This is a genomic window from Oceanibium sediminis (assembly GCF_003265325.1).
Lineage (GTDB): Bacteria > Pseudomonadota > Alphaproteobacteria > Rhodobacterales > Rhodobacteraceae > Halovulum > Halovulum sediminis.
Map to the genome: position 1 here is coordinate 1 of NZ_QGNX01000011.1, position 12772 is coordinate 12772.

Sequence of the window (12772 nt, forward strand, 5' to 3'; positions counted from 1 at the left end):
GCGGGCGCGGGGCATCGAGCCCCCCGCCCGCCGGGGCGTGGTGCCCACGCCCGCGCCGGTCCGCCGCTGAGCCCTGTAGAGTGCAGGCGTGCGGTGCGGGGGACTGCAGGTGCCCTTGCGCGCCGGGAGCGCTGCGCGCGACCCGGGCCGGGGCGGGCTCGATGCCCGCTGCGGGCCGCGCCCCTTGCGTGCGCCGCTCATGGGAAGACCCCGTGCAGGTACCAGCGCGGGCGTGTCGTCTCGCGCCCGTAGAGGCCCTGGCGGAACATCCAGAAGCGGTGCCCCTCGCGCGCCTCGATCCGGTAGTAGTCGCGGGTCTGGCTGCCGCGCCCGTCGCGCCACCATTCGCAGGCGATGCGCTCGGGGCCCTCGGCGCGGGTGATCTCGTAAGCCGCTTTGCGCCAGCGGAAGCGCAGGGGCGGGCCGTCGGGCACCTCGGCCACCGCTTCGACCGGCTCGGGGCGGGTCAGCAGCCACAGCGGCCGGGTCAGCGGCGGCGCGGGGGTGGCGCCCGCCGGGCTGTTCGGGGGGGCGTCCTTGCGCGCGCGCGTGACCGGCAGCGTTGCGAATGCCCGCTCGGGGATATGCGTGTCCGCCCCGGCGAAGACCCGCACCCGGTCCGGCCCCAGCCGCGCGCCCAGCCTGTCGACCAGCGCCTGGTAGCTGTCTTCGGGGGCGCGCGCGGTGATCATGTCGCCCTGCGCGCCGCCGAAGGGGTCCGCCGCGCGCACGCCCAGCCTGACCAGGTCGAAACCGAAGCCCGCGTCGATCTCGTGCCGCAGGCCGGCGATGCGCTCCTTGAAAAGCGCGGCGATGCGCGGGGCGCTGCGCAGGGGGCTGGCCGCCGCCACGTCGAGGCGCTCGACCACGCCGTCGACGCGGAACAGGCAGAGTTCCAGCGCCCGCGCGCCGAGGCCCCGCGCCTCCAGCATCGGCACCAGCGCCTCGGCCAGCAGCGCGATCACGCGGGCGATGTCGCTTTCATGGGTGATCGGGTCGAAGAAGCGCTTCTCGGCGGTCAGATCGATCACCGGGCGGCGGGGGGAGATCGCTTCCTCCTCGCGCCCCAGCGCCCGGTCGAGCTGGCGCAGCAACTCCGCCCCGTAGCGCCGCGCCAGCGGGGCGCGGGGCAGGTCGGCGATGCAGCCGACGGTCTTCAGCCCCACCCGGCGCAGCCCCGTCGCGGTGCCCTCGTCGATGCGCAGGGCGCTGAGCGGCAGCGGCGACAGCGCCGCCTTCAGCGCGTCCGGCCCCGGTTCGGCGCGGGCGATGGGGGCTGCGGCGAAGCGCGCCAGCGCCGAGGCCCCGCCGGGCGTGTCCGCCAGCCCCAGGCGCAGGTGCAGCCCCTGTCCGGTCAGCCGCGCGCGGATGTCCGCCGCCAGCGCCGCCTCGCCCCTGAACAGATGCGCACAGCCGGTGATGTCCAGCACCAGCCCATCGCCGCCCTGCATCGCGACGAGCGGCGTGTAGCGGTCGCACCAATCCGCCACCGCGCCCAGAAGAGCCGCGTCCGCCCCCGGTTCGCGGGCCAGGGTTTCCAGCCCCGGTACCAGCGCGCGGGCGTCGGTCAGGGTCTGGCCGGGGTGCAGGCCCAGGGCCTCGGCGCCGGGTTCGAGCGCGACAAGGCGCTGGGCGTTCCGCACCATGTCGGTGATCGCCAGCGGGGCCGCATCCTCAGGGCGTCCGTCCGAAATCCACGACACGCCCCATCGCGCGCGTGCGATCCGGTCGGTCGGCAGGTGCGGAAAGGCCAGCGCCGCGTAGCGGCGCGGCGTCCTGCGGGGCGGGGATGTCTGGGCTTGGGTCATGGGCAAAGCCTCGGGTTGCTGGGGTCCAGTGCACGGGCCAGTGCCCGGTCTGGCCGCTGCGGCTGCGCTCAAGGGTCAGCTGGAAGGCGGGCGGGCCGATGCCCCGGGGCAGGGCCGGATCCCCGGCCGAGGGGCGCGGGGTGACGCACCAGCGGGTCTGCGCGGCACTGGCCTCGGCCGCCCCGCTCTGGCGCAGGATCAGCACGCAGACGCTGCTGTTCCGCGCCCTCAGCATCAGGCGGCGCGTCGCCAGCCGGTCGAGCCGGGCGGGATTGCCCTTCACCTGCAGCACCACCGCCGCCAGGTCGGTGCAGCGCGCGCCCTCGTCCGCCGCCCAGAGCGCGGCGCGCAGGTCGACGGCATGGACCAGGGTGATGCCCCCCGGGTCCAGCCCGTACTGGGCGATCCCGTCGGGGCAGGGCAGGCCCGCGTCCGGCGTCACGCCCGGATCCATGACCCAGAGCACGCGGGACCGGCCGCTGCCCTTGCACAGGCGGCTCAGAAGCCCCAGCAGCACCCCGCTTGCCGCGCCGAGATCCCGCGCCAGCGGGGCCCGGACTTCATGCAGTGCCCCCTGTTCGAGGCCCCCGCCAAGGCGCGCGTCCAGCGCCGCCACGCCGGTATCGATCCGCGCCGCCCCATGTCCGGGGCGCGGGTTCAGGGCAAGGCGGTCAAGCACGTCCATGGCCCGGGGATGCATGTCGCGGTCCTCCTTCAAGGGGCCGGGACGGGCCCGGCTGAGTCGCATATGTTCATGTTATGTTCTCATTACATATCCCGTTACGATCCGAGTCAAGTCGGCGGGGCGGCCTGCCGCATCACATTTGATGACGAAGTCGGCGCCCGGCGTCCGGGCCTGCGATGACGGGATTTTCCGGCAAAAGGAGAAGGCATGAGCCGCGCGCCGCGCCTCGCGATTTGCGGCACGGGTGAGCGCCCCGGACAGGGGGCGGAGATGCGCCCTAGCGGTCCGAGTCACGCCAGCGCGGGTTGACCCAGGGCTGGCGGTTGCTGCGGGGCAGGGGATCGCGGCCCAGGATGTGATCGGCGGCCTTTTCCCCGACCATGATCGAGGGGCCGTTCAGGTTGCCGTTGGTGATGCGCGGAAAGATCGCGCTGTCGGCCACGCGCAGCCCCTCGACGCCGATCACGCGGCATTCGGGATCGACCACTGCGTCCGGGTCGCTGGCCGCGCCCATACGGCAGGTGCCGCAGGGATGATAGGCGCTTTCGGCGTGCTCACGCAGGAAGGCGTCGATCTCGGCGTCGCTTTGCACCGCGGGACCCGGTTGCAACTCCTCGCCCCGCAGCGGGTCCATCGCCGGCTGGGCAAGGACCTCGCGCGTGATCCGCACGCAGTGGCGAAATTCCTCGATGTCGCCGGGGGCGCTGAAGGCGTTGAAGCGGATCTCGGGCGCGGCCTCGGGGTCGGCGTTCTTCAGCGACACCCGCCCGCGCGAGGCGGCGCGCATCGGGCCGACATGGACCTGGAAGCCGTGCGCCTTGGCGGCGACCTTGCCGTCGTAGCGCACCGCGATTGGCAGGAAGTGGAACTGGATGTCGGGATAGTCGATCCCCGCGCGCGAGCGGATGAAGGCGGTGGCGTGGAAGTTGTTCGACGCCCCCGGCCCGGTGCGGGTGAACAGCCAGCGCGCCCCGACATAGGCTTTGCCCGGCAGGTTCCAGTAGCGGTACAGCGTGATCGGGCGCAGGCAGGCGTACTGGATATAGACCTCCAGGTGGTCCTGCAGGTTGCCGCCCACGCCGGGGCGGTCGGCGACCACGCCGATCCCGTGATCGGCCAGATGCGCCGCCGGGCCGATGCCCGAGTGCATCAGGATCTTGGGCGAGTTGATCGAGGACGCGGCGAGGATCACCTCGCGGCGCGCGCGGATCACCTCGATCCGCCCGCCGCGGCGTACCTCCACCCCGACGGCGCGCCCCTCGGCAAAGATCACCCGGCGCACCAGCGCGCGGGTCAGCCGGCAGTTCGCGCGGCGCAGTGCGGGCCGCAGGTAGGCATTGGCGGCAGACCAGCGCCGCCCGCGCCAGACGGTCTGCTCGAAGGCGCCGAAGCCTTCCTGCTTTTCGCCGTTGTAGTCGTGGGTCGCCTCGAACCCCGCCTGTTGCCCGGCTTCGATGAAGGCGTTGTAAAGCGGGTTGTCGCGCCGCCCGCGCGTGATGTGCAAGGGGCCCGAGGTGCCGCGCCAGCCGGGATCCGCCTCGCTGTCGACCTCGTTGCCGTGCCAGTTCTCGAGCCGCTGGAAGTAGGGCAGGACATCGGGATAGGACCAGCCGGTCGCTCCCTCGGCGTCCCAATGGTCGTAATCATGGGCGTGGCCGCGCACGTAGACCATGCCGTTGATCGAGGAGGAGCCGCCGATCACCTTGCCGCGGGGCACCGCCAGCCGCCGCCCGCCCAGTTCCGGCTCGGGTTCCGAGGTCAGCCCCCAGTCATAGGCGCGCATGTTCATCGGGTAGCTGAGCGCGCCCGGCATCTGGATGAACGGCCCCGCGTCCGAGCCGCCATGCTCGATCACCAGCACGCGGTGCTTGCCGTCCTCCGACAGGCGGTAGGCCATCGCGCATCCGGCGGAGCCTGCGCCCACGATGATGTAGTCCGCGATCTCGCTCATCGTTCAGGGCCCGCCCGAACCAAGGCTGAGGATGGCGTGCATCGCCGCCTCGGCCCGCACTGTGCCACGGGTTAGCCCGTCTTCCACCACCGCAAGTGGGCTGCGGTCATGTTCCTGCATCTCAAGGATCGTGCGGATCGGGGTCAGAGGGGCGATCTGCCGCGCGCCGGGGGGCGGGGGATCGCTGGTCATGATCTCACGCGCGCGAAGCACGTTGAGGGGGTTCATATGGGCCACGAACTCGGCCACGTAGGGCGTCGCGGGTTTCAACACGATGTCCTGCGGCGTGCCCAGCTGCGCGATGCGCCCGCCCTCCATGATCGCGATGCGGTTGCCGAGCTTCATCGCCTCGTCCAGGTCGTGGCTGACGAACAGGATGGTGCGGTTCATCTGCTGCTGGAACGCCAGCAACTCGTCCTGCAGCTTCGTGCGGATCAGCGGGTCGAGCGCGGAGAACGGCTCATCCATCAGCAGGATCGGCGCATCGGTGGCGAAAGCGCGGGCCAGGCCGACGCGCTGTTGCATGCCGCCCGACAGCTCGTCCACGCGCCGGTCAGCCCAGCCGGTCAGGCCGACCAGCTCAAGCTGCGCATCCGCCGCCTTCGCCCGCTCGGCTACACCCTGGCCCGACAGTTCCAGACCGAAGCTGACGTTGTCGCGCACGCTGCGCCAGGGTAGCAGGCCGAACTGCTGAAACACCATGGAGACGCGGGTGGCGCGCAGGCGGCGCAGCGTGGCCTTGTCCGCCGTGCCCACGTCGACCGCGCGCGACCCGTCCCAGACGCGCACGTGGCCGCGCACCACCGGGTTCAGCCCATTGACCGCGCGGATCAGCGTGGATTTGCCCGAGCCCGACAGGCCCATCAGCACCAGGATCTCGCCCTCGGCCACGGACAGCGAGCAGTCGTGCACGCCGAGGATCTGCTCGGTGCTTTCCTGAATCTCCTCGCGGCTCTGGCCCTGGTCCATCAGGGGCAGCGCGGCCTCCGGCGCGCTGCCGAAGACGATGGAGACATTGTCCAGTTCTACCATCGGGCGGGTCATTTCTGGCCCCCCGGTCTGCGGAACAGGCGATCGAGGATGATCGCGATCAGCACGATGGCCAGCCCCACCTCGAACCCCTTGGCGATGTTCACCTGGTTCAGCGCGCGCAGCGTGGGCACGCCAAGCCCGTCGGCGCCGACAAGGGCCGCGATCACCACCATGGACAACGACAGCATGATCGTCTGCGTCAGCCCGGCCATGATCTGGGGCATCGCCCAGGGCAGTTCCACCTTGTAGAGCAGCTGCCGGCGCGTGGCGCCGAAGGCCAGCCCCGCCTCGATCAGCGGCTTGGGGGTGGAGGTGACGCCAAGGTGCGTCAGGCGGATCGGCGCAGGGATCGCGAAGATCACCGTGGCGATCAGGCCGGGCACCATGCCAAGGCCGAACAGGATCAGCGCCGGGATCAGGTAGACGAAGGTCGGGATGGTCTGCATCAGGTCCAGGATCGGGCGCAGCACGGTGAACAGCCAGGGCCGCCGCGCCGCGGCGATGCCGATCGGCACGCCAAGCCCCATGCACAGCGCGGTGGCCGACAGGACGAGGGCAAGCGTTTCGGTCGTTTCTTCCCAATAACCCTGGTTGATGATCAGCAGCAGGCCGAGCGCTGTGAAAGCGCAGAACCAGGCCGAGCGGCGGCTCCACCAGGCAAGGGCGGTGACCGCCGCGATCACGACGAAAGGGTGCGGCGCCTGCAACACCCATAGCACGGCCATGATCACGGCCTCCAACCCCGCCGAGAGGCCATCGAAGACCCAGGCGGCATTGTCCGTCAGCCAGTCGACCGCGGCCTTGGCCCAGTTCCCGAGCGGGATCTGGTTGTCTTCGAGCCATTCGATCATGCGCGATCCGCCTCGTAGGGTGGGCAATTCTTTGCCCACCATTTTACAGGGGAGCCCGGCGGGTCACCCCGGGGAAGCGTGGGACGGTGGGCAGAAACTGCCCACCCTACCGCTCAAAGGTCCAGCGCCGCCTTCACGGCCGCCATGCCGTCGCCGCCATCCTTGGCCGTGACCCCGTCGAGCCAGCTCGACAGCACATCGGGATTGGCTTTCAGCCAGGCTTCGGCGGCGTCCTCGGGGTCCTCTCCATCGTTGAGGATCGCGCCCATGACCTCGTTCTCCATCGCCAGGGTGAATTCCAGGTTCTTCAGAAGCTGGCCGACGTTGGGGCAGGCATCGACGTAACCGGCGGAGGTGTTGGTCAGAACGGTCGCCCCGCCGAGGTTGGGCCCGAACCAGTCGTCCCCCCCTTCAAGGTAGACCATGTCGAGGTTCGCGTTCATCGGGTGCGGCTCCCAGCCGAGGAAGACGATGCCTTCGTCGCGGCGCGCGGCACGCTCGGCCTGGGCAAGCATTCCCTGTTCTGAGCTTTCGACGACCTCGAACCCGTCAAGCCCGAAGGCGTTCGCCTCGATCATGTCGAGGATCAGGCGGTTGCCGTCGTTGCCCGGCTCGATCCCGTAGATCTTGCCGTCCAGCTGGTCGCGGAACTCGGCGATCTTGTCGAAACTGGTCAGGCCCGCATCGGCGAGCGACTTGTTCACGGCCAGCGTGTATTTCGCGCCGACCAGGTTCTCGCGCACGGTGTCCACGGTGCCCGCCTCGCGATAGGGGGCGATGTCGGCCTCCATCGTCGGCATCCAGTTGCCGAGGAAGACGTCGATATCCCCCGCCGCGAGCGAGGTGTAGGTGACCGGCACCGACAGCACCTTGACGTCGGTCTCATAGCCGAGGCCCTGAAGCACGGTCGTCGTCAGCGCGGTCGTCGCGGTGATGTCGGTCCAGCCGACATCCGAGAAGGTGATCGTTTCGCAATCGGCCTGCGCCATGCTTCCGGCCCCGAGGCTGAGGGCCAGGATGGAAGTCGTGAGCAGCTTGTTCATGAATCGGTTCCCTGTTTTTCGCTTCTTTGCATGGGTATTCGGCCGGGGACACGCCCGGGCCGTCGGGGCAGAGCCTACCATTCCGGTCCGTCGCCGCAAGTCAAAGCGCGAGTTGCGCGAAATCGGCTTTCCATATCGTCAGCCCGACCACCAGCAGCATCGACATGGCCATGGCGTAGTTGATCCGCCGCTGCGCGCGCGCGCTCAGCGACATCCGGCGCAAGGCGACCCCGGCGCCAAGCCAGAGCAGGTGCAGCGGAATCCACACGGCATTCATGATCAGGAACTTCGCCGCCATTTCCGTCCCGAAGGCCAGGCCCAGCGGGAAGTTGGAGAACATGACGGTGTTCACCGCATACGCCTTCGGGTTGATGAGTTGCAACAGGACGCCATCGCGCAGGCCCGGCGGCTGCTCGGGGTGGATGAAGGCGATCCGCGCCCCCGCAAAGGCGATCTTCGCGGCAAGGTAAAGCAGGTACAGTGTGGAGGCCGCCCCAAGCGCCACCCGCAAAACAGGATCGCCCAGCAAAAGTGCGGCCAGCCCTGATACTACGGCAAGCGCCACCATGTTCGTGCCGATGAACAGCCCGCCGACGTAACTTAGGCCGGGCCGCGCGCCGTAGCTGGCCCCGACACCGGCGGTGGACAGCACGCCCGGACCGGGGGTGACGATCAGGAAAAAGACGGCTGCGGCGAATGCGAGCATGGGTCCCCCGGGCGTTGCATACCCCAGCATTGCCCGCCCGAAGGCGGTGACGCAAGCGCAAGGGCGGGGGCGGCAGGGGCAGGGGCGTTAAGGACGGGCCGTCAGGTCAGGGAAAGATCGGCCCAGACCGGCAGGTGGTCCGAGGCGCGCATCGCCAGGTCACAGCGGTGCACGCCGGCATGCGTCACCTGCAGCCCCTCGTTCGTCAGGATGCGGTCTAGCCGCGCAACGGGGCGGGTCGCGTGGAAACTGTGGCCGGGGCTGTGTTCGGCAAAACCCGGCAGCGCGCTGCTGCGGCCCCCGTTAAAGCGCCACTCGTTGAAATCCCCCAGGATTACGGTCGCCATGTCCTGCCGCCCAGCCAGCGCCGCGGCGATCGTCTCAAGCTGGCGCCGCCGGTCCGCGCGGCGCAATCCAAGGTGCACCGCGACGACGCGCAGGGTCATTCCCGGCCCCGAGATTTCGGCCAGGATCGCGCCGCGAGGCTCAAGCCCCGGCAGGTTCAGCGGCATGTGATCCGTCACCCGCAGGTGCGGCGCCAGCAGCAGGGCGTTGCCGTGCCAACCGAGGCTGCGCGCCCCCTGGCGCACCGGCACTGCCTGCCACCCCTCGGCTTGAGCCTGGGCCATCGGCAGGGCGGCGGGGCGGCTGCCGAGGCGTTTGTCGGCCTCTTGCAGGGCGACGACATCCGCGCCGAGGCGCGCGATAACACTCAGCACCCGGTCCGGCTTCCGCCGCCAGTCCGTGCCGATACACTTGCGGATGTTATAGGTCGCCACGCGGACCTGGGAATGTGTCATGTCCATAAGATAGGAACGCGACACGCGCTCTGCCAGCCGGGCTTGTCTTGTCCGCGCAGTTGCAACAGGATCGGCGGCATGAGAGCCCGAATTACCGATCCGCGCCGGTTGATCATCAACGTCATCTGGGCGATCTTGGCGCTGTCCATGCTCTATGCGCTGTGGACGGCGCGCTGGTCGCTGGCTTTCGTGTCGCTGGCGACGATGGTGCTGTCCGTGCTGCCCCGCCTATTCGTCGAGCGGTTCAACATCCGCTTGCCGCTGACCTTCCTGACGGTCATCACGATGTTCGTGTTTGGCACGATCTTCCTTGGGGAAGCCTTTGACTTCTATGAAAGATACTGGTGGTGGGACGTGGTTCTGCACGGCGGCTCGGCGGCCGGATTCGGGCTGATCGGTTTCCTGTTCGCCTTCATGCTGTTCGAGGGGGACCGCTATGCCGCCCCGCCCTGGGCGGTGGCCTTCATCGCCTTCTGCATCGCCGTGACCATCGGCGCGTGCTGGGAAATCTACGAGTTCGCGATGGACCAGATCTTCGGGCTGAACATGCAAAAATCCGGGCTGATCGACACGATGTGGGATCTGATCGTGGACTGCATCGGGGCGTTTCTCGGGGCGCTGATGGGCTACCTTTACCTTGTCGGCCGCGCGCTGGGGGGTATAACGGCACTCATTGACACATTCATGCGCCTGAACAAAGACTTGTTGAAACGCCGTCGCTGAACGCGCGTTCACTGGATCGGGGCCGCGGCCCGGGGGCAGCCAATTACAAAACAAGAGGAAATATCCGGATGAGCGATACGCGCGCCAACAGAAAATTCCGTTCACAGGAATGGTTCGACAATCCCAACAACCCCGGCATGACGGCGCTCTACCTCGAGCGGTACCAGAACCAGGAGTTCACCCGCGGGGAATTGCAATCCGAGCGTCCGGTGATCGGCATCGCTCAGACCGGCAGCGATCTTGCGCCCTGCAACAAGATCCACGTCTTCCTGATGGACCGGATCAAGGCGGGCATCCGCGACGCGGGGGGCATTCCGATGGAATTCCCCGTCCATCCGATCCAGGAAACCGGCAAGCGCCCGACGGCGGCGCTGGACCGCAACCTCGCCTATCTCAGCCTGGTCGAGGTGCTTTACGGCTACCCCATCGACGGCGTCGTGCTGACCACGGGCTGTGACAAGACCACGCCCGCGATGCTGATGGGCGCGGCCACCGTGGACCTGCCTGCCATCGCGCTGAACGGCGGCCCGATGCTGGACGGCTGGTGGAAGGGAGAGCGTGCAGGCTCGGGCACCATCGTCTGGGAAAGCCGCCGCCTGCTGGCGGAGGGCAAGATCGACTACGAAGAATTCATGAGCCGCGTCTGCGCCTCTGCCCCCTCGCTCGGGCATTGCAACACGATGGGCACCGCCTCCACCATGAACGCCATGGCCGAGGCGCTGGGCATGAGCTTGACCGGCAACGCCGCGATCCCCGCCCCCTTCCGGGAGCGGATGGAAATGGCATACCACACCGGCCGGCGGGCGGTGGAAATGGTCTACGAGGATCTGAAGCCCTCCGACATCCTGACGCGTGAGGCGTTCCTGAACGCCATCGCCGTCAACACCGCCATCGGCGGCTCCACCAACGCCCCGCCGCATCTGCAGGCCGTGGCGCGTCATGCAGGGGTGGAACTGGACGTGCGCGACTGGCAGAGCCACGGGTTCGAAAAGCCGCTGCTGGTCAACATGCAGCCCGCGGGCGAATACCTCGGCGAAAGCTTCCACCGCGCGGGCGGCGTGCCCGCTGTGATGGGCGAGTTGCTGGAAGTCGGGATGCTGCATGGCGGCGTGATGACCGCCACGGGCAAGACCATGGCGGACAACCTGGCGGACACGCGCTCGCTGGACCACGACGTCATCCGCACGGTGGCCAAGCCGCTGCGGGAAAACGCCGGTTTCATCGTTCTGGGGGGCAACCTGTTCGACAGCGCACTGATGAAAACCTCCGTCATCTCGGATGATTTCCGCAAACGCTTCCTGTCGAGCCCGGGCGCGGAGGGCATCTTCGAGGCAAAGGCCGTTGTCTTCGAAGGCCCCGAGGATTACCATGAGCGGCTGAACGATCCGGATCTGAAGGTCGACGCGGAAACCATTCTTTTCATTCGCAATGTCGGTTGCGTCGGCTATCCCGGCTCGGCCGAGGTGGTAAACATGCAGCCGCCCGATGCGCTGATCAAGCAGGGCATCAACCACCTGCCCACGGTGGGCGATGGGCGGCAGTCTGGCACCTCGGAAAGCCCGTCGATCCTGAACGCCAGCCCGGAATCGGTGGTGGGCGGCGGCCTTGCGCTGCTGCAAACCGGCGACCGGGTGCGCCTGGACCTGAATGCCGGCACGCTGAACGCGCTGGTGGACGAGGCCGAGTGGGCCGAGCGGCGCGCGAACTGGACCCCGCCGGAGATCGTCAGCCACACCCCCTGGCAGGAAATCTATCGCACCCACGTCGGCCAGCTTGGCGACGGCGGCTGCCTGGAACTGGCGACAAGCTACCAGCGGGTCGCCCGAAACCTGCCGCGGGACAACCACTGAGACCGGCAGTAGAAAAACAAAGGGGCCCACGCAGGGGCCCCTTTGGATCATTTCTCAACGGCGGGACAAGGATCACTCCTCGGTCGGGCCGCCTGCTTCTTTCCATGCGGAAAAGCCGCCGACGTTGAAGACGTTGGTGAACCCCATGTCCTTCAAAGTCTTGCCCGCCAGCGCGGCCTGACCGCCCGCGCCGCAGATCAGGATCAGCTCGGCATCCTTCTGGAAGGCGGGGTGGTGGTGGGGCGTACTGGAGTCAGCGGCGAATTCGATGAAGCCGCGGGAAACGCGCACTGCCCCGGCGATGGTGCCGCTGGCGGCGATCTCACCGCTGTCGCGCACATCCACGAAAACGGCGCTGCCGCCGTGCCGGGTGATCCCCTCCTCTGGGGAGATTTTCGGCACGACCGCGTGTGCTTCGTCGAGGTAGTCCTTTGCAGTTTTCATGACCTTGCATTCCTCCTTGTGGGTTGTGGAATTACGTAGTGCGCCAGCGGCGATTTCCAAATCGGATTGTGAAGCACGTCGTGGGGCTACTCGATGGCGTAGCGCAGGGTCACGCTGGCGCTGACGTCCTGTTCGCCCGGGGCGATCGCGCTTGCGGCCACGCCCATGGCCTCCATGCGCGCCATCGGCACCGACGATGGGCTGCCGCCCTCCTGAAGGTGGAGGAGCGGGCCAAGCGTGACCCCCGCCGCTTTCGCGTAAAGCGCGGCCCGCGCCATCGCGTCGGCCACCGCATCCCGGCGCGCCGCGTCCCGCACCTTGGCCGGGTCGGACAGATCGAAGCTGATACCGCCGATCTGGTTGATCCCCGCGTCGAGCAGCGCGTCGAGCGTCGGTCCCACCTCGGCGATATCGCGCAGAACGACGGACAGGCCGGCGCGTGCTTCGAAACCGGCGATGACGGGGCGGTCGTTGTCGCCGGACTGTTGGCGCCCCGGCTCACCCGGACGGCTGTAGACCGGGTAGACCGACAGCGACGTTGTGCGCAGGTCGCGCTCGGCCACGCCGCGCTGCTTCAGCAGGGCAAGGGCGTTCGCCGCCGCCTCGGAGGCGGCGCCCATCGCTTCACCGGCGGAGTCCCCGGTGGCCACGCCCGACACCTCGATCCGGGCGATGTCGGGCACCGCCTGCGCGATGCCGATGCCGGTCACGGTCAGGGCACGCGGCGCGTCCTGCGCGACCGCGTGGCCAAGGGGGGCAAGTGTCAGGGCGAGGGCAAGAAAAGTGTGGCGCAGCATTGCGTTCTCCGGTTCGGTGTAACGGGGGGACGGTATCAAGGCGATCGACCGGCGAACAGGCCCGGTTTGCATCGGCCGCGCT

Annotated in this window: 12 protein-coding genes; 2 read left to right on the forward strand and 10 right to left on the reverse strand. The window is 68.7% G+C overall.

Annotated elements, in window-relative coordinates:
* Positions 1–197: 197 nt before the first annotated feature.
* The 8 genes from DJ029_RS19035 to DJ029_RS19065 all read right to left on the reverse strand — a co-directional run bounded on the left by DJ029_RS19035 (position 198) and on the right by DJ029_RS19065 (position 8876).
* Positions 198–1703 (reverse strand): Y-family DNA polymerase, encoded by a 1506-nt coding sequence (locus DJ029_RS19035; RefSeq protein WP_258165102.1) that lies wholly within the window; start codon positions 1701–1703, stop codon positions 198–200.
* A complete protein-coding gene (locus DJ029_RS22205) occupies positions 1675–2508 on the reverse strand; it encodes an ImuA family protein (protein ID WP_232823140.1) in 834 nt (277 codons plus the stop codon). Before DJ029_RS22205 ends, DJ029_RS19035 begins: the two co-directional genes overlap by 29 nt.
* A 262-nt stretch (positions 2509–2770) precedes the next feature.
* Entirely contained in the window at positions 2771–4444 is a 1674-nt protein-coding gene (gene betA / locus DJ029_RS19040) for a choline dehydrogenase (protein ID WP_112324083.1), read from the reverse strand.
* Between the two features lie 3 nt (positions 4445–4447).
* Entirely contained in the window at positions 4448–5488 is a 1041-nt protein-coding gene (gene choV, locus DJ029_RS19045; RefSeq protein ID WP_112324084.1) for a choline ABC transporter ATP-binding protein, read from the reverse strand.
* Complete coding sequence (gene choW, locus DJ029_RS19050; protein ID WP_112324112.1) at positions 5485–6324, reverse strand: choline ABC transporter permease subunit; 840 nt, start codon at positions 6322–6324, stop codon at positions 5485–5487. Before choW ends, choV begins: the two co-directional genes overlap by 4 nt.
* A gap of 116 nt (positions 6325–6440) precedes the next feature.
* Positions 6441–7370, reverse strand: coding sequence for a choline ABC transporter substrate-binding protein (locus DJ029_RS19055; protein ID WP_112324085.1), 930 nt, complete (start codon positions 7368–7370; stop codon positions 6441–6443).
* Between the two features lie 100 nt (positions 7371–7470).
* A complete protein-coding gene (locus tag DJ029_RS19060; RefSeq protein WP_112324086.1) occupies positions 7471–8076 on the reverse strand; it encodes a LysE family translocator in 606 nt (201 codons plus the stop codon).
* A 101-nt stretch (positions 8077–8177) separates the two neighbouring features.
* Positions 8178–8876: an endonuclease/exonuclease/phosphatase family protein gene (locus DJ029_RS19065; protein ID WP_112324113.1), complete on the reverse strand. Its 699-nt coding sequence runs from the start codon at positions 8874–8876 to the stop codon at positions 8178–8180.
* A 78-nt stretch (positions 8877–8954) separates the two neighbouring features.
* Between DJ029_RS19065 and DJ029_RS19070 the strand changes: the two genes are divergently transcribed.
* On the forward strand, positions 8955–9599 hold the full coding sequence (locus DJ029_RS19070; protein WP_112324087.1) for a DUF2238 domain-containing protein: 645 nt from the start codon (positions 8955–8957) through the stop codon (positions 9597–9599).
* A 68-nt stretch (positions 9600–9667) separates the two neighbouring features.
* Positions 9668–11449 (forward strand): IlvD/Edd family dehydratase, encoded by a 1782-nt coding sequence (locus DJ029_RS19075; RefSeq protein ID WP_112324088.1) that lies wholly within the window; start codon positions 9668–9670, stop codon positions 11447–11449.
* A 72-nt stretch (positions 11450–11521) separates the two neighbouring features.
* On the opposite strand, the gene DJ029_RS19080 is transcribed toward DJ029_RS19075, so the two are convergent.
* The gene (locus DJ029_RS19080) at positions 11522–11893 is read right to left on the reverse strand and encodes a rhodanese-like domain-containing protein (protein WP_112324089.1); all 372 of its coding nucleotides are present in this window, start codon (positions 11891–11893) and stop codon (positions 11522–11524) included.
* Positions 11894–11979: 86 nt separating this feature from the next.
* The gene (locus DJ029_RS19085; protein WP_157966451.1) at positions 11980–12690 is read right to left on the reverse strand and encodes an SIMPL domain-containing protein; all 711 of its coding nucleotides are present in this window, start codon (positions 12688–12690) and stop codon (positions 11980–11982) included.
* Positions 12691–12772 lie beyond the last annotated feature (82 nt).

Bases quoted from the DNA above. Each gene is read 5' to 3' on its own strand.
- DJ029_RS22205 (WP_232823140.1), bottom strand. From the start codon at position 2,508: ATGCATCCCCGGGCCATGGACGTGCTTGACCGCCTTGCCCTGAACCCG.
- betA (WP_112324083.1), bottom strand. From the start codon at position 4,444: ATGAGCGAGATCGCGGACTACATCATCGTGGGCGCAGGCTCCGCCGGA.
- choV (WP_112324084.1), bottom strand. From the start codon at position 5,488: ATGACCCGCCCGATGGTAGAACTGGACAATGTCTCCATCGTCTTCGGC.
- DJ029_RS19055 (WP_112324085.1), bottom strand. From the start codon at position 7,370: ATGAACAAGCTGCTCACGACTTCCATCCTGGCCCTCAGCCTCGGGGCC.
- DJ029_RS19060 (WP_112324086.1), bottom strand. From the start codon at position 8,076: ATGCTCGCATTCGCCGCAGCCGTCTTTTTCCTGATCGTCACCCCCGGT.
- DJ029_RS19065 (WP_112324113.1), bottom strand. From the start codon at position 8,876: ATGACACATTCCCAGGTCCGCGTGGCGACCTATAACATCCGCAAGTGT.
- DJ029_RS19070 (WP_112324087.1), top strand. From the start codon at position 8,955: ATGAGAGCCCGAATTACCGATCCGCGCCGGTTGATCATCAACGTCATC.
- DJ029_RS19075 (WP_112324088.1), top strand. From the start codon at position 9,668: ATGAGCGATACGCGCGCCAACAGAAAATTCCGTTCACAGGAATGGTTC.
- DJ029_RS19080 (WP_112324089.1), bottom strand. From the start codon at position 11,893: ATGAAAACTGCAAAGGACTACCTCGACGAAGCACACGCGGTCGTGCCG.
- DJ029_RS19085 (WP_157966451.1), bottom strand. From the start codon at position 12,690: ATGCTGCGCCACACTTTTCTTGCCCTCGCCCTGACACTTGCCCCCCTT.